Source organism: Paenibacillus sp. CFBP 13594 (assembly GCF_014842675.1).
Classification (GTDB): domain Bacteria; phylum Bacillota; class Bacilli; order Paenibacillales; family Paenibacillaceae; genus Paenibacillus; species Paenibacillus amylolyticus_B.
On the sequence record NZ_JACYVQ010000006.1, the window covers coordinates 109488 to 126080 of the forward strand.

General features: G+C 48.5%; 11 protein-coding genes and 1 pseudogene. 10 read left to right on the top strand and 2 right to left on the bottom strand.

Annotation, left to right across the window (positions count from 1 at the left end; genetic code table 11):
- Positions 1-52 precede the first annotated feature (52 nt).
- The 3 genes from IFU39_RS19605 (at position 53) to IFU39_RS19615 (ending at position 3895) form a co-directional block, all read left to right on the top strand.
- Positions 53-1576, top strand: coding sequence for a nucleotide sugar dehydrogenase (locus IFU39_RS19605; protein WP_244661035.1), 1524 nt, complete (start codon positions 53-55; stop codon positions 1574-1576).
- The gene (locus IFU39_RS19610; RefSeq protein ID WP_192134379.1) at positions 1563-2315 is read left to right on the top strand and encodes a class I SAM-dependent methyltransferase; all 753 of its coding nucleotides are present in this window, start codon (positions 1563-1565) and stop codon (positions 2313-2315) included. The genes IFU39_RS19605 and IFU39_RS19610 overlap by 14 nt, the downstream gene beginning before the upstream one ends.
- Positions 2316-2764: 449 nt before the next feature.
- Entirely contained in the window at positions 2765-3895 is a 1131-nt protein-coding gene (locus tag IFU39_RS19615; protein ID WP_192134381.1) for a glycosyltransferase, read from the top strand.
- Positions 3896-4141: 246 nt separating this feature from the next.
- Here IFU39_RS19615 and IFU39_RS19620 read toward each other — a convergent pair whose 3' ends face one another.
- Together IFU39_RS19620 and IFU39_RS19625 are read right to left on the bottom strand one after the other, a co-directional pair.
- Positions 4142-4666 carry a DUF5412 family protein gene (locus IFU39_RS19620; protein ID WP_192134384.1) on the bottom strand — a complete coding sequence of 175 codons (525 nt, stop codon included), beginning with the start codon at positions 4664-4666 and terminating at the stop codon, positions 4142-4144.
- A 24-nt stretch (positions 4667-4690) separates the two neighbouring features.
- A complete protein-coding gene (locus IFU39_RS19625; RefSeq protein ID WP_105597775.1) occupies positions 4691-5584 on the bottom strand; it encodes an AraC family transcriptional regulator in 894 nt (297 codons plus the stop codon).
- Between the two features lie 114 nt (positions 5585-5698).
- Between IFU39_RS19625 and IFU39_RS19630 the strand changes: the two genes are divergently transcribed.
- The 7 genes and pseudogenes from IFU39_RS19630 (at position 5699) to IFU39_RS19655 (ending at position 16399) form a co-directional block, all read left to right on the top strand.
- Positions 5699-7519 (top strand): ABC transporter ATP-binding protein, encoded by a 1821-nt coding sequence (locus tag IFU39_RS19630; protein WP_192134386.1) that lies wholly within the window; start codon positions 5699-5701, stop codon positions 7517-7519.
- Positions 7520-7715: 196 nt separating this feature from the next.
- Positions 7716-9479, top strand: coding sequence for an ABC transporter ATP-binding protein (locus IFU39_RS19635; protein WP_244661053.1), 1764 nt, complete (start codon positions 7716-7718; stop codon positions 9477-9479).
- A pseudogene (locus IFU39_RS33590) lies at positions 9476-9770 on the top strand (Rpn family recombination-promoting nuclease/putative transposase); the annotation flags it as partial. The gene IFU39_RS19635 and the pseudogene IFU39_RS33590, both read left to right, overlap by 4 nt.
- A gap of 344 nt (positions 9771-10114) precedes the next feature.
- Positions 10115-11995 (top strand): DNA helicase RecQ, encoded by a 1881-nt coding sequence (gene recQ / locus IFU39_RS19645; RefSeq protein WP_192134390.1) that lies wholly within the window; start codon positions 10115-10117, stop codon positions 11993-11995.
- 545 nt (positions 11996-12540) lie between these two features.
- Complete coding sequence (locus IFU39_RS19650) at positions 12541-14583, top strand: B12-binding domain-containing radical SAM protein (protein WP_192134393.1); 2043 nt, start codon at positions 12541-12543, stop codon at positions 14581-14583.
- Between the two features lie 370 nt (positions 14584-14953).
- On the top strand, positions 14954-15085 hold the full coding sequence (locus tag IFU39_RS33275; protein ID WP_258170201.1) for a hypothetical protein: 132 nt from the start codon (positions 14954-14956) through the stop codon (positions 15083-15085).
- 189 nt (positions 15086-15274) lie between these two features.
- Positions 15275-16399: a GntR family transcriptional regulator gene (locus IFU39_RS19655; protein WP_192134395.1), complete on the top strand. Its 1125-nt coding sequence runs from the start codon at positions 15275-15277 to the stop codon at positions 16397-16399.
- Positions 16400-16593 lie beyond the last annotated feature (194 nt).

Consider the following 16593-nt stretch of genomic DNA (forward strand, 5'->3'; position numbering starts at 1 on the left):
AAACGGCTTTTTCGGAGTTTTCAGACACGCCCAGCGAAGGGAGGCGGAGCATTTGGAGTTGGAAGGAATGGAAGAGAATCATCACCATGAGCAGCACGAAGGAAATGAAGAATTACAGCCACCGACCCCAATACAACCTATTCATGACCGCTCCTTGAAAGCTGTTGTCATCGGTCTCGGTTATGTAGGTTTGCCCATGGCCATCGAGATGGCCCAGGCAGGATATCAGGTTCACGGGATCGATATCGATACCTCCAAGGTAGCCAAGCTGAGTGCGGGACAATCGTATGTCATCGGTATAGATGATGATGTCCTGCAGTCTCTCATGAAGGCAGGTTTGTTCACGGCCAGTACGGATTATGCAGCGGTGGCAGAAGCGAATGTCATTGTAATCTGTGTGCCCACTCCGCTGACTGCCGAGCACCAACCGGACATCTCGTATATTGCAGCGGCGGTGGATGGCATGACTCCATACCTGCAGGAGGGCAGTCTTGTTATATTGGAAAGCACGACTTATCCGGGCACGACGGAAGAACGCGTGAAACAACCGATAGAAAGTGCAAACGGCTGGCGGGCGGGAGAACAGTTCTACGTTTGCTATTCTCCCGAGCGGGTAGATCCGGGCAGTGTGCATTATGGTGTAAAAAATACGCCAAAGATCATTGGCGGTTCTACTCCTGCCTGTCTGGATTATGGTAAACAGTTCTACGGCTCGTTCCTCAACGAAGTTGTTCCGGTCAGTTCGACGACGGTAGCAGAGACGGCAAAGCTGTTCGAAAATACATTTCGCAGTGTCAACATTGCACTTGTAAATGAGCTGACTCCGGCCTGTGAACAGATGGGCGTGAACATCTGGGAGGTGTTGGGTGCGGCGGCCACCAAGCCGTTTGGTTACATGCCATTCTATCCCGGTCCAGGCATCGGCGGACACTGTATCCCAATCGATCCCATCTATCTGTCCTGGGCGGCAAGCCGGCAAGGATCGGAGCTGCAATTTATCCAGTTGGCGGATACAACCAATCGGCAAATGCCAGAGAAAGTAGTGAAGCGTGCAGCGGAGTTGCTGGAGCAGAAGGGAATATCTATGCGGGGGGCGCGCGTTGTACTGGCGGGAATGGCTTACAAAAAGGACATTGACGACTTGCGCGAATCACCAGCGCTGGACGTCTTTCGGCTGCTGAGCGCAGCGGGGGCAGATGTGGTTTTCGCCGATCCGATGGTGCCTGTCTTCCGCAAGGATGATGGGACAGTGCTGCACGCTAGTCCGGCGGTGCCGGAATTGTGGGCATGGGCTGATCTGGTGATCATCACAACGGATCATTCGGGATTCAATTATCAGGAGATGGCAGATCATGCAAAACTGATCTTCGATACACGTAACGCAACGGCCGACTGCCACGGGGGAAATATTGTGGTGCTGGGCCAGCCTATACGGCCTAAGGTGAAGGGAGTTCGCGAGCAACAGGAGAGTGTAGGGGTAGGACAAAAAGAAACGGCAGTCAAGGATACTGCAGCTCACCATGAAGTTGCCATCGATCCCGACAAGGATCAGGGAGATGCCCATGGCAAATCATGATCGAGTGAGTGAGCGCTACTATGGCGAGATTAATTCGGAAGATTCTCATGAAGCGACGAGAACGCGTATCCATTGGATGTGCCGTGAGGCGACAGGCAAACGAATCCTCGATGTCGGGTGCAGTCAGGGCATTACGTCCATTCTGCTGGGCCGTGAAGGATTTCGTGTCACTGGCATTGATCTGGAGGAAGAGAGCATTAGGTATGCACAAGAAGAGCTTGCCAAAGAGTCTAGGCCAGTTCGGAACAATGTAGATTTTAGAATGCTGGATATTACGCAATGGAAAGTAAGGACTACCTTTGATACTGTACTGCTTGGAGAAGTGCTGGAGCATTTTGCTCATCCGGAGACGTTGTTGATCCAGATTCATCGGCTGTTGCAAGAAGAGGGGACGCTGGTTGTAACCGTGCCATATGGATATCATCCGTTCTATGATCACAAGCAGACCTTCTATGCAGGAAATCTGGCGATGACCCTTATGCCGTATTTTGAAGTCTTGAAACTGGAAGTTCATCATAAATATCTATGTTGCGTGGCCCGCAGACGGCGGAGAACACAGCTGCATATGTCGCCAACGTTAGATCAACTGATGGAGTGGATGGAGCTGGATCATGCACATTTTGCCGAGGTGGAACAACAGCATCTACGCGCAATGAAACAGCGCAAGAAGGCTCTGGACAGTGCGGTGGAGCAGGTGAAACGGCTTCGTCGTCAGGAGAGTGGGGAAGGGGAGCAGTGAAGGTAGGGACAGAGACAGCGGCAAGGCGAGGGTTAGGGCCACAAGAGCATCTTTTATTCCTCCCTGTTGTTTAGTGTGACGGCAGAGCTAGAGCTATTCTATATTCTAACGAATCTCACACGCCTTATTTTGACGAAATAGACGAGATGAGAAATGTAACGAATCTCAGCGGTGCTATTTCATCTGAAAGCTTTGATAAACGACGAATAGTTCCCTGAAATGCGAGAATAGAGGGTCTCAGATTCGTTACATTTTCCAAGTAGCTGAAATACACCATATAGCGTTACCTCAGTTCGTTAGCCAAGGAGAAAGATGAAATAAATTCCGTGACCAATACCAAATACCAAATACCAATACCAAATAAATTGGAATAAACATTCACACGAAACGGTGAAGGCAGAAAGAATTTCAAGAAGCGGAGCTAAAAGGGACAGGAAGGGGCTCAAAACGTGATCACCATCAGTCTGTGCATGATTGTGAAGAACGAGGAACGCACGCTGGCGCGTTGTCTGGATTCGGTTGCTGGCATCGCCGACGAGATCGTCATTGTGGATACCGGTTCATCGGATCGCACGATGGACATCGCTGCGCAGTATACCGACCATGTCTACACGTATGAATGGAAGGAAGACTTCGCCACAGCGCGGAATGAGTCATTCGCCAAGGCCACGCAGGAGTATATCCTGTGGCTTGATGCGGATGATGTGCTGCTGCCCGCGGAACGGGCGAAGCTGGAGGTGTTGAAGCAGCAGCTTCCGTCCGGGGGGAAGACGGAAGCTGTGATCTTGAACTACACGCTGGCCGAGGGAGCGGAGGAGAGTCCACTTGTGACGGACCGACGCCTTCGCCTGGTCAAGCGGGATGCTGGGTGCAGCTGGCATGGCCGGCTGCACGAGCAGCTCAGCTTCCCGCGGGGCGAGGTCATTACGGCAGACATTGCCGTCACGCATCGCCGCGAAGCGGGACATCATTCGGCGCGAAACGTGCGCATTCTGCGCAAATGGATCGCCGAAGAGGGCGTAGCCCAAGGTCGCCTGCTGTTCTATTATGCAGGCGAATGTTATGACCGCCAGCGTTATGCGGCGGCGGCACGCGGGTACGCGAAGCTGCTGGAACAGCCAAGCGGATACCACGAGGATCGCCTGATTGCCTGTGCGCGGCTGGCGGAATGTTATGAACGACTGGGTGAGCCGGGTCGTAAGCTCGGCGCATTGCTGCAGTCGTTCCAGTATGATCTGCCACATGCCGACTTCTGCTGCGCCATTGCGGCTTGTTTCCATGAGCGGCAGGAACCCGTCTCGGCGATCTACTGGTATATGCAGGCGGTGGACGTGAGCAGCCGCGATCCGGGTCTGCGCCCGGTGCCTATGGCTTGCCGCACCTGGCTGCCACATGCTCGTTTATCCCTTTGTTATGCCCATCTAGGCAACTGGGAGCAGGCATTGATGCATAACACCAGAGCCCGTGAGTACTTGCCAAACGATCCCGGATTGCTTGCCAATCGGCAGAAGCTCGAAGTTGTGGTACGCAAAGAGATGAAGGAGCGGGAAGAACGTGGTGAAGTGTCACCGCGTAAGTAGGGAGACGAACTGGGACAGATAATGAACAAGAGCAGCCCCGCTTAACCGAAAGAGTCGGTGAGTGGGGCTTGTTACGTTTCTCGTGCCGCGTGTATTTCTTGCCATGGTGTAATGAAGTAGCATTTGGTGAAATTTTCACAAGGCTTACACCGGGCAAAACTTCTGATGTGCGGTGCAGTGAGTATTTACATGTCACAAGAGGAGACCTCGAGTGCTCAGGGCTGTCATATTAGCTATTAAGTTGCTTTACTTTTCGGGTGCCAGGCAGCGCACATAGTGGTCTTTCATCCGTAAGCTTTTGCACACCCAGCCCCATCCATCATATATTTCGTCATCGATATTGAGGGTAATGGTCTCATCCGTGTATTCATTCCAGTTTTCAATCCGGAGTGTGTTTTCATTTTCCCATTCAAGATGGTTATTTCCGTGGTGCTCGGCACGATAGATCGTTTTTACCGTTGAGTCCTCAGGGGCACTCGTCTTTTTTACATCGACCCAGATCGTAACGCCGCCTGCCGCACCACCGTAAGGTACGCCGTAAATCTCGGCAGTATATTCACCGTTCCGTGAAGGCATCGAATAGCTCAATTCCCCCTGTTCGGAACGGTCAAATGTGGAGAAGTATGGGCGGAGCCCGAAATACAGGAATAAGGCAACGAACAGTACAAGAATCAACAATGAAAATGTGGTGAAAAAAGGGTGTCTACGTATCCAAGGTTTGCGAGAATCTGTATAGGATGAACTTGAATTAGCTTGAGTATTTTGATCCATAAGCATTGGACCTCCATTTGCAGCTTACAGTGAAATTTGCTTTGCAGGGATATAAATGTCCATTTCTCCGTAGTGGTCCTGAGCCAGACTGCCATCAATTCGTTCAAAGTAGTATGAGTCACTCTTCTCGTACCCTGAATGGCTCTGCCAATATTCATCAATAAATGTCCAGACACTGTCCAGATGATCAATGTTGATCAGACTTGGATGGAAATCACAGACGAATTTGAATACGGCATACTGGTTGGCCGGGACCTCAATTCCGTCCAGTTCTTCAGGAATATGATCCAGACTGGTTACTTCTACAGACGGCTGATATGTACTGTAATCCTCGTTAATTTCATTGGTAAATCCGATATATACGTTGGGTTGCAGCACGTTAGGAATCGAATGAAAGTGTTTTTCAAAAAAGTCGTTGCCTGCTGAATTGGCTTCATAATGCTCTTCGTTATCTGCATACCGAATATGGGAACGCTGTCCGATGAGTTTCATGACCGGTTTTCGTACATACGTTGGTTTGAAAATATATCCATACGGAAGTATTGTGATCATGGATGAAGTCATACGAGCTGTGAATTCAAGGTCTCCAGCTCCCTGTTTGCGATACTGCAGGGGTGTAATGCCGAAGGCTTGTTTGAAAGCACGTATGTAGGATTGTTCATGTTCAAAAGCGTAATGTCCGCTGATATCGATAATTTTCCAATTCAAATTCACCAATTGCTCCAGGCTGCGCGCCAATTTGCGTGAACGAATGTATTCTCCAGGCAATTGCCCACTCACATGTTTGAACATACGATGCAGGTGGAACTTGGATATATGAGTCACCGATGCCAGATGATCCAGTGTTAATTTGTCTTGAATATGGTCTTCTATGTAGTCGAATAGCTTATCAAGTGTGTCTAGCAAATCATGTTGCATATCAATCTCCCTACTTCGAATAGTACTTACAGCAATAAATGTTCATTTTTTCCTTATCACCGATGATATCATAACCAAGTACATAATTTAATGACAAGATTGGAGAAACCATCCATGTTAGCTGACAAAAGAACGTATACAACGTTAGGCATGATAACTCGATTATGGACATTAACGGGCAAGTACCGTGTGTTCATCATTCTGTTACTATTCGCCGCATGTATGGTCTCCCTGATTGAGGTCGGTTATTTGGAATCGATCCGAAGACTGGTCAAAGGTGCTACCGAAGCACAGTTTTCGTTACTCTACTCAGGTTTGATCATAGGCGTTAGCATTGTAGTATTACGATTGATTGTAACCGCATTCATGACGAGGGTCGAGACGTTATTCCAGCAAAAGACATTATTGTCTATGCAGTCTCTACTGTTCTCATCTCTAGGCAACACAGAGACACGCGATCTGGCACATTATCATACGGGTGACTTAACCTCTAGGGTCTGGACTTCAGCCAAGGAAGCACAGAAGGGGATCAACCAACATGGCATTGAACTTGCAAAAAATATCATTCAGCTGATTCTTGCCTTTGCTTACTTCAGCTGGGTGAACTTGCCGTTGTCATTGGCTATCATTGCATTCACGTTAATCTATCCTCTTGTAACGGTAGGACTTGGTAAACGTCTACAAAGACGACATGATCAGTTGAATGCCAGCGCAGCGTCAAGAGATGAGATACTGACTGAAATCATCCAAGCCCCAGTTGAGATCCGAAGTTACGGACTCGCGGGTTATGTACACCATCATTTTAAAGAGCGAATGGATCAGGTGTTCAAACATACGATGTCCGTATCTGTGTTACAACGACTTTCGGAAGCAGCCGGACGGGTCTCGACGTATGGTGGCATGATTCTGATTCTCTATCTAGGCGGCATGCAGGTCCTGAATGGACATATGGATGTAGGAGGACTGGCTGCTTTTCTGGTAGCAAGCAGTCAATTAACTCGTCCGATTGAATCGTTATCTGGGCTGTGGAATGATTTTATTGGTTCGGCTTCTCATGCGTCCAGAATCTTTGAGGTGTTGGATTTGGAGAAAAAGAACACGGTTGCTAATCCCAGTACAAATACATATGTACGGTCCGATACGAATTTAGGGCAGCTTGAAAACCAATCTAAACCGGCTGGCATCAACGTACAGCATGTGTCTTATAAGTATGCAGAGCAAGAAGAAGTGTTAACGGATATTACTTTTGAAGCCAAGAAAGGAAAGCTTACTGTAATCACTGGGCCAAGCGGATGTGGGAAGACCACGTTATTGAAATTAATAGCCGGATTAGATAGACCTGTTACTGGTTCGATCCAGGTCATGAATCAGAAGAATTCACTGAAGGATATGCACGAAGTTCAGACAGCACATGTCAATCAGGTGTATGTTCCGCAACAAGCCTTTATTTTCACAGGCACAGTGGAAGAGAATATTGTTTTTGGACAAGAGGGGATATCTGCCGATCAGGTAGAGGTTGCGGCCCACATGACGCATGCACATGACGCGATTATGCGTCAATCACTTGGCTATGGGACAGAGCTTCAGCCGCAAGGCGGGACGATGTCAGGTGGTGAGCTTCAGCGTATCAGTCTAGCCAGAGCGCTGCTGAGGAATCCGGATATTCTATTGTTGGATGAACCGACGTCATCTCAAGACCCGTGGCATGAGCAACGATTGAATGATCTCTTTGCGAGAATTACTGCTGACAAAGGCACAACGGTTATTGCAGTTACTCATCGATTATCGCTGATAGAACGGGCAGATCAGGTCATCTATATTCAGAAGGGACGCGTCGAAGATACAGGGACTCATCGTGAATTGCTGGATCGTCCCAATGGATATCGGAGCTATATTGCGGAGCAGTATACGGAAGTGGAGGGGCAGCATGAGTAACAAAATTGAAGATGCAGCATATGCCGATGGTATTGGAACGAAGAGCAGTCAAGAGAAAAGTGGAGCAAATGAGATAAATAAAAATAATGAAAATAGTGAAATAGAAGTTGATCATCAGATGAACGAAAGTCATGTTCCAGATGACCTAAAGCAAGCTGTATCACTGGCAACGGTATGGCCCGTTATTTTTCGATGGATGAAGCCTTATGGATTAGCTGTAGCGATCTTGCTCATTTTTATTGCAGCAGATGCAATCTTCGATTGGGGACTTGCCTTTGTACAGGGATTCTTCGTGGATGCCATTCATGATGGGGGACAGGAGCAGCTTAATGCTACGGCGTTGATCTTTATTGCCATTCTGGCAGGGTTTATCGTGTTGCTCGCGATGCATCGGTATGTGCTGGTATGGCTCAAGGAATCGATGCAACGGGATATGTCCATGGATCTGTTGAAACTGTTAAACCGGATGCCCTATTCCTGGGTGCGCAGACAGAAGTCCGGGGATGTGATGCTTCGCATCAAGGAAGACACCAAGCATGGTGCGGAAGTTGTGGAGGCTATTGCAGAGGGTGTTACGGTTGTATTCATCATTGCTCTATCGCTGGGATACTTGTACAGAGCAGATGCATGGGTTGCGGTTATTGCCTTGGTAAGTGCAGGGGCAATCTGGTTTACGGCGAGGTTGTATGATCAGCGGATTGTACATCTGTCCGATGAGGTCGAATCCAGAGAAGGCGAGTCCCAAGAACAGATCCAACAGTATGTTGAAGGGATACCTGTGATTCAGATGTATGATGCTTCACCGTGGTTTCTCGCTCGTTTTCGGACACAACAGCAATCACTGAATCGTGTTCAGGCTAAGTTACAGATGACCCTGAGCATGTCGGATAACGTGGCGATGGCGGTGTTTGGTCTGGCTCAATTGGCAGCGTTGTTCCTTATTGCTCTGTCAGCGGCTAGGGGAACTTTGTCTCCGGGCATGGTTGTTGCAAGTAGTCTGCTGTTTGAATTGGTGGTGTGGCCAGTACTCGGCTTGTCCAGCCAGTGGAGTCAGATGCAAGCCAGCGTGGGAGCATTTGGACGTATCTCTGCATGGTTGAAATTGGCGGAGAACAAGAAGACAGACGCATCTAATACTAAGCACGGGGCGCTTGCACAGGGAATGTGTAACCAAGATCAAGGGAGTACACAAAAAGGGGCACATAAAGAGAACGAAATGGCTATGCTACGTTTTCAACAGGTTACGGTAACCGATGAAGACAGTGGTCGAAAAATTCTGGATCAGATTTCGCTTAGTCTGGTTCCTGGTGAATTGGTTGCGGTAGTTGGCCCCAGCGGGGCAGGCAAATCTACATTATGCCAAGTGTGTGCAGGGCTGATCGAGCCAACAAACGGAAGCGCATTGCTGGGTGATCAACATGTTGCAGAGTATATAGAGATGGATAATGAGATGGATAAGCAATCCAGACTGACTTATATGCCGCAGACCCCAACTTTTTTTACAGGAACGATCGAAGAAAATATTCGTCTGAGTTCAGACGTTACATTGGACAGAGTGAAGCTTGCGGCAGAGCAGGCAGGTTTGCATGAATACATTGAGGCTCAGGAAGGACAATACGCAGCCATGTTGCAAGAGAAAGGCTCCAATATATCTGGAGGACAACAGCAGCGACTGTCGCTAGCCAGGCTCTTTATGAGGTCATCCGATCTGTACATTCTGGACGAACCAACGTCATCACTGGATATTCAGACAGAACAGAAGGTGATGAATCACTTGCTGAACTTTATGAAAGGCAGAATCGGGTTGCTTGTCACACATCGCATGGAGGTCGCTCGTCAGTGTTCTCGTATCCTTGTGATGGAGCAAGGCCGAATTGCTGAGGATGGGACGCATGAACAGTTAATGCAGAGGAAAGGATTGTATTATCGGATGAATGCAAGAGGAGGTGATACAACATGAATGAATCTGGGGTTAAGAAAGCAATGGATACGCTGGAGTTCTTGAGTCAGGATCGTGAAGCGCGTCGTTTGTATGAAGAACGGCAGAAGTATTTGCATGATGAAGCTTCCATGATTGAGTAGGCTACGGAAAAGGGGATAGCTCAAGGAATAGAAAAGGGATTAGTAGAAGGGGAAAAAAGGAAGGCGATTGAAATTGCAAAAAAACATGCTCTCATTTGGGATTGAAGTTTCAGTTATTGCCAAAACAAGTGGTCTAACTGTGTCTGAAGTTGAGGCGCTAAAAGATTAGCAAGTGTACTTTAATTCAAACAATCGTCTTGTCCCTAAAAAGGCATGCGATTGTTTTTTGATTTTTACTAGAATGTTCAATCACATCTTAATTTCCTTGTAATCTTTCCTATGACTCAGGTTATACCACTGTTACACATTTGCAAAAGATCGTTTTACAGTAAAACGCGGTTGCTCATTCGGGGCTGGGCCGTTAAACTAAAGGGAGCGGCGTTTGCTTGACGGACAAGTCATGAGAACGCCATTTTGTTGTCAAGGATGCGGTAGATGAGCCGCTTTCGGATGTCAGAATCGGATCGGACCAAGCTGGTGGAAGAACACCGGTGATAAGTAAGGAGTCTTTACATGAGTGTGCAAACACCTACTATTGAAGAAGCGCAGGGTCTCCTGCAAAAATATTATGGCTACCCCGACTTCCGTGAGGGACAGAAAAAGATCGTAGCCAGCCTGCTCGAACGTGAAGATACGCTCGGCATTATGCCAACCGGGGGCGGTAAGTCGATCTGTTATCAGATCCCCGCTCTGTTATATTCGGGTCTGACGCTTGTTGTCTCCCCGTTGATCTCATTGATGAAGGACCAGGTCGATGCGTTGACGACCGCCGGAATTGCTGCCGCGTATATTAATAGTACACTTAGCGGCAAAGAAGTGAATGATCGCATCCGCGCGGCGCAGCGCGGTGAGCTGAAGTTGCTCTATGTCGCGCCTGAGCGACTGGAGCTGGATTGGTTCCGCGAGGAGATGAGCTATTTGCCGATCTCGTGCGTTGCAGTGGATGAGGCTCACTGTGTGTCACAGTGGGGGCATGATTTTCGGACAAGCTACCTGGCAGTAGCGCCGTTTGTGGACAGTTTGCCGGAGCGGCCGGTGGTTGCGGCCTTTACGGCGACAGCGACGCCCGAGGTCATGGGCGATATTCTGCGGCTGCTGCGTTTGCAGGACCCGCAGACGTATGTGACCGGACTTGGGCGGGATAATCTGGCGTTTAGCGTGCTGCGCGGCGAGAGCAAGAAGGATTTTGTCCTGAATTATGCGCGCGAGCATGCCAGCGAGCCGGGTATTGTGTACGCCGCGACCCGTAAGGACGTGGATGATCTGCATCAGCGTTTGTTGCAGGCGGGATTGCCCGCAGGACGCTACCATGCCGGGATGACGGACGATGAACGTTCCCAGAGCCAGGAAGCTTTTTTGTACGATGATATCCGAGTGATGGTGGCGACCAATGCGTTCGGAATGGGGATTGATAAATCGAACGTGCGTTACGTTATTCATAACAGCATGCCGAAGAACATGGAGGCATACGTGCAGGAAGCCGGACGTGCAGGCCGGGATGGAGAACCGAGCCAGTGTATTCTACTATTCGGGGCACAGGACATTATCACCCAGAAGTTCCTGATTGAGCAGAATCCGATGGACGGCGACCGCAAACAGAACGATTACCGGAAGCTGCAACAGATGGTGGATTACTGTTACACGACACGTTGTCTGCGCAGTGCACAGCTGGATTATTTTGGTGAGGTGCATGACGATACACCTTGCGGTACTTGCAGCTCCTGTACGGACGACCGCGAGCTGGTAGACATGACGATTGATGCGCAGAAAATATTCAGCTGCATTCACCGCATGCGTGAACGGTATGGTGTATCGCTGGTCGCTTCGGTGCTCAAAGGCTCCCGTGCCAAAAAAGTGCTTGATTATGGATTCAACTCTCTGCCTACCTACGGCGTGATGGGGAATCGGACAGAGCGTGAAATTTCGGAGATCATCAACGTGATGGTATCCGAAGGATATCTGATGCTTTCTGAGGGACAGTATCCGGTTGTGCGTTTGCAGCCGCTGGCGGTTGAAGTGCTCAAGGGCCAGCGTGAAGTGATGCAACGTGTTGTCCGCAAAACAGCGGCGATGGCTTCGGGTACGAACTATGGTGGACGCCGCGGACGCGATGCGATGCCATCTGCGGTTAATGAGACGGTATTTGAACAGCTTCGTCTGATCCGGCGTGATCTGGCGGCGAAAGAGCATGTACCATCGTACATTATCTTCAATGATGCGACCCTGCGTGAGATGAGTGTGGTATGTCCACAGACAGAACGTGACATGCTGGATATCAAAGGGGTCGGTGAGGTCAAGTACCGCAAGTACGGACTGCCGTTCCTAGAGTTTTTCCAGAAGCAATCGGGCGAAGAAGTAGATACGGATGATGATGCATTTTACGAGTATGAGTAGTATGAGAAGGTATCATCAGATATGAGTGAGTATGTTCAGATATGAGCAAGTTGGGATGAAGTGTGAATTGTGGTTAAATTCTCGCTTTCAGGTCTTTGAAGCTCATTTGCGTAAAGCTTAAATGATTGTAGAGATGCTATATGTCTATCCAGAGGATATCTTCAAACCTGTCGAAAGCCGGAGCGCAATTAAGTTTGAAATGGACTTGGACTATAGTGTGTCTCTGTATTGTGGACAAATTAAGGTGAATTGTCTTTCAAAGGGTGGACATTGGCGTTAGGAATGTCAGAAAGCAGCATGTACAATATGTAGTTTTATTTAGTTGATAGTACACTGTATGTTGTGTTTGAGTATTGACGAATTGTATGTGTCTTTTTGAAAAGAGTGTCCACTCTTTGAAAGACAAAAGTAGGATATGTCCATGAGACGTGGAATGGCTAGTTCAAAAGAGGTTTAGATGAACAGCATCCGGGGTAGGATGGCTGTGGAGCTTTACTTTTCCCTAAAAATATATGGTCTGGGTGTCCAGGCAAAGGTTGTGAACCATGAAGGTTATTCTATCTACATTAAATGCAAAGTACATCCATACCTCCTTGGCCTTGCGGTGTCTGAAGGCGTACAGTGAGAAGGATTTTGATATTGACCTGGCGGAGTATACGATCAAAGATCCGGTGATGAATATTGTGTCTGATCTGTACCAGCGTGGGGCGGACGTGATTGGTTTCTCGTGTTACATCTGGAACATCGAAGAGACGATTAAGGTCATTGATAATCTGAAAAAGGTTATGCCTGACGTGAAAATTTTGCTGGGCGGGCCGGAGGTGTCCTACGACACGGAATATTGGATGAACCGGATTCCCAATGTTGATTTCATCGTGATGGGTGAAGGGGAAGAGACGCTGCATCAGCTGTTGACAGAGCTGGAAGGAAGCAAAAAGTTCCACTTTGTCTATGGACTGGCGTATCGCAAAGGGGAAGAGGTCATTCTCATGCCAGGTCGGCCGAAAGCGGATCTGAATGATCTGCCGTCACCGCATCGATTTGAAGAAGATATACCGGAGCTTGGGAAACGGGTTGTTTATTTTGAGACCAGCCGTGGCTGTCCATTTAGTTGTCAGTTCTGTCTGTCCAGTATTGAGGTCGGCGTGCGGTATTACGATATTGAGCGGACAAAGTCGGACATTCTGTATCTGATTGAGAAGGGTGCGAAGCTGATCAAGTTTGTGGACCGGACGTTCAACATCAAGCGGGATTATGCGCTCGAAATGTTCAAATTCCTGATTGAGAATCATCAGGGGACGGTGTTCCAGTTTGAAATTACGGCGGACATTATGCGTCCCGAGGTACTGGATTATCTGGCAGAGAATGCGCCGCCAGGCACATTCCGGTTCGAGATCGGGGTTCAATCCACGAATGATCCGACAAATGAACTGGTGAAACGTCGCCAGAACTTTACGAAGCTAAGCCGCACGGTAAACAAAGTTAAAGCCAGCGGCAAAATCGACCAGCATCTGGATCTCATCGCTGGACTGCCGGAGGAAGATTACAATACGTTCCGCAAGACGTTTAACGATGTGTTTGCCTTGGGGCCGGAAGAGCTTCAGCTCGGATTCCTTAAAATGTTGCGTGGTACGGGTCTGCGTCTGGATGCGGAAAAATACAACTATACGTATATGGATCACGCGCCGTATGAGATTTTGGGTAGTGACGTGCTGCCGTTCAGCGACATTGTGCGCTTGAAGCGGCTGGAAGATGTGCTGGAGAAATACTGGAACGCACACCGGATGGATCATACGCTGAAATATCTGATGGAGCAGGAGTTCAACTCGCCGTTTGATTTCTTCCAGGCGTTCGGGGATTACTGGGAGGGTCAGGGTTGGCAGAAGATCGGTCACCAACTGGAGGATTTGTTTACTCGTCTGCACAGCTTCCTGGAGTCGCGGAATACGCCGCATATGGAGATTGTGCTTGGCCTGATGAAGCTGGACTATTTCCTCGGCCACAAGTACAAACCACGCAAAATCTGGTGGGCAGATCCGCTCCAGAAAGATCAGTGGGCGGGTTATATGAAAACGTTGGCTGAACGTCCGGAAGACGTTCGTCTGCCACGTGTTGCCGGTGCCGCTGGCACGGCATGGCTGGAAAGCAGCGGCACGGGTCCGAGTGCCGCTGTGGCAAGCTCGGCTGCTGCCGGGGAGAACTCTGCCGCAGATGCGGCGGGTGTAATCGGCAGCGAAGCCGGGGGTGAAGCGTCGCTCCCTGCGGGCGACGCAACAGGGTCCGCCGCGGATGGAGCGGCGGACGGGGAAGACGGCAACGCTTCGCGTGCGTTGCCGATGACCTCGGCCATGACCGCACAGACGGTCATGGGTGCCCGTGCTTTCGCCGACCTTGGTCTCGGCGAAAAGGAACTGCAGAAGCACACCGTATTGGATGTGCTTCCGTTCCGGCTTGAGCGTGTGCTAGCTGGCGCCAGCCCGCTTGCTGCGAAAGGCCGGACGCTGCTGGTCGTTGTGTACCAGCAGCATGAAGGGCAGCAGGCGCAGTATTACACGCTGCCGCTGGGAGAAGAAGCCGCTGCCATGTAGGTGCGGCGGCCTTCCACAAGCTGCATGGCCAACTGGCATGATGCAGAAGGGAGAGGTGCCACGGCTTTGCGGTCGTTGCACTTTATTGGCAGACATCACGGCTATGCGCGGGTGATGCCTGCATTGATGAGCACCGCGTCAATGAACGTGGTGCATCCTCATAAGGTGCTTGCACCCATCGGGCGCAGCACCTCACCCTTACGCGGCTTGCCGTTGCATATGCCGCGCTCCCGCTTTACCTTTTCAACATCATATTTCCGAAACCATCGGAAGGTCATCTGATTCCCAAACGGGATGAAGAATGATCTTCTTTTTTTGTTTGCAAGTTACATAGAATCACATGTCGAATTCAGTCAAAGGAGTGTTTCGTATGAATGATAAGACCAGAACCGAAGAGACAATCACTGTACCTAAAGGTTCAGCTGACTCACTACATGTCCATATTCTCTATAACGCTGTACATATTCAACACATTCGTCAGATATCGGGTAGACGAATTTAGAGATCCATTCAGCGAAGCTAAACCTAGAATTCCACGATAACTTTCTGTATTGACGCCTGTACAATCATCAAGCCTCTAGGAGGCACTCGACCTTCTTCAAGGAATACCACAATCCCACCCAGTAACTTTGCGAATTACTTCTTGTGTAATATACTTAGTATATTAATATTATGATGTCAGGGTGGTTTTGTGGAATTGCATTTATATGAGCAGATATATAGCTATATTGTACAAGAGATTAAAGAAGGTCGCTTAAACGAAGGTGACCGGGTCTCTTCTGAAAAAGAGTTGGCTGAACAATTTGGCGTCAGTCGTATTACATCTAAAAAGGCTCTGGAGAAATTGGCAGATTCTGGGGTTATTAAACGAATACAAGGAAAAGGTTCATATGTGGCCGATGGTATCACTGGAGGACAAGAACCGAAGCATTATTCAGAGGTAAGAACAACTTTGGTTCCTGAGGACGATAAGCGGTTGATTGGGTTTATTATACCGAATTTTTCTGACGAGTTTGGCCTGGAACTTCTTAGATCGATGGAAAAGCGGAGTGCTGAGCATAATTATCAACTCATTATCAAGCGAACTTGCGGGGATCGGGATGAGGAAAAACGTGCGATCGACTTATTTATTGGTTTAGGCATCAAAGGATTAATCGTGACCCCCATTCATGGTCAACACTATAATTCTGAACTGCTTCGACTTGTATTAGATCGGTTTCCAATTGTTTTGGCCGATAGATATCTAAAAGGAATTCCGGTTTGTTCGGTATACACAGACAATAAGAAAGCAGCCATGGATCTTACGCGTCATCTGATTAGCAAAGGTCATAAAAAAATTGCTTTTTTATCTCCGCCGGAAGAGAACACTTCAACATTGGAGGAAAGGCTGCTCGGATATACGTTTGCCTTCACCCAGGAAGGAATGAATTTGAACAAAGATTATGTATTGACGAACTTGAAGGGCACCCTTCCCAAGAACATAAACGGAACAGCGATTGAAAGTGATAAAGAAACAGTAAAGCACTTTTTGAAACAACACCCTGATGTAAAGGCGTTTGTCGCATCGGAATTTCTAATAGCTACCATGCTGGCTCAAGTCATCCACTCGATGGGGAAATCTCTGGAGGAATACGAGATCGTTTGTTTCGACTCCCTGAACGATCACCTGGGTCAACCCATCTTCACTCATATTAAGCAGGACGAGAAGCAGATGGGTGAATTGGCAGTGGATATGTTAATCTCTCAACTGCATGGAACAGCAGTTCCCGAGCTTAACATTATTAAACATCGTATGGTCGTGAAAAATAACGGGTAGGGTTTATACAAGTGCAGCTAAACAAAAGCAAGGATATTGTTCAAAGTGTCGAGAAGTCCCAAGGGGCTTATCGGCACTTTTTTTGATATCAGACATATGAAACGCGATTTCTATATCTAAATTATAGCCATACATCATGAATAGTGATGTCGTAATATTGCAATTGACATGTTTTATGATGTCATATTAATATA

What these genes read in the sequence shown, in the direction of transcription:
- IFU39_RS19650 (WP_192134393.1), top strand. Translation starts at nt 12,541, where the DNA reads ATGAAGGTTATTCTATCTACATTAAATGCAAAGTACATCCATACCTCC.
- IFU39_RS33275 (WP_258170201.1), top strand. Translation starts at nt 14,954, where the DNA reads ATGAATGATAAGACCAGAACCGAAGAGACAATCACTGTACCTAAAGGT.
- IFU39_RS19630 (WP_192134386.1), top strand. Translation starts at nt 5,699, where the DNA reads ATGTTAGCTGACAAAAGAACGTATACAACGTTAGGCATGATAACTCGA.
- recQ (WP_192134390.1), top strand. Translation starts at nt 10,115, where the DNA reads ATGAGTGTGCAAACACCTACTATTGAAGAAGCGCAGGGTCTCCTGCAA.
- IFU39_RS19620 (WP_192134384.1), bottom strand. Translation starts at nt 4,666, where the DNA reads ATGGATCAAAATACTCAAGCTAATTCAAGTTCATCCTATACAGATTCT.
- IFU39_RS19635 (WP_244661053.1), top strand. Translation starts at nt 7,716, where the DNA reads ATGAAGCCTTATGGATTAGCTGTAGCGATCTTGCTCATTTTTATTGCA.
- IFU39_RS19610 (WP_192134379.1), top strand. Translation starts at nt 1,563, where the DNA reads ATGGCAAATCATGATCGAGTGAGTGAGCGCTACTATGGCGAGATTAAT.
- IFU39_RS19625 (WP_105597775.1), bottom strand. Translation starts at nt 5,584, where the DNA reads ATGCAACATGATTTGCTAGACACACTTGATAAGCTATTCGACTACATA.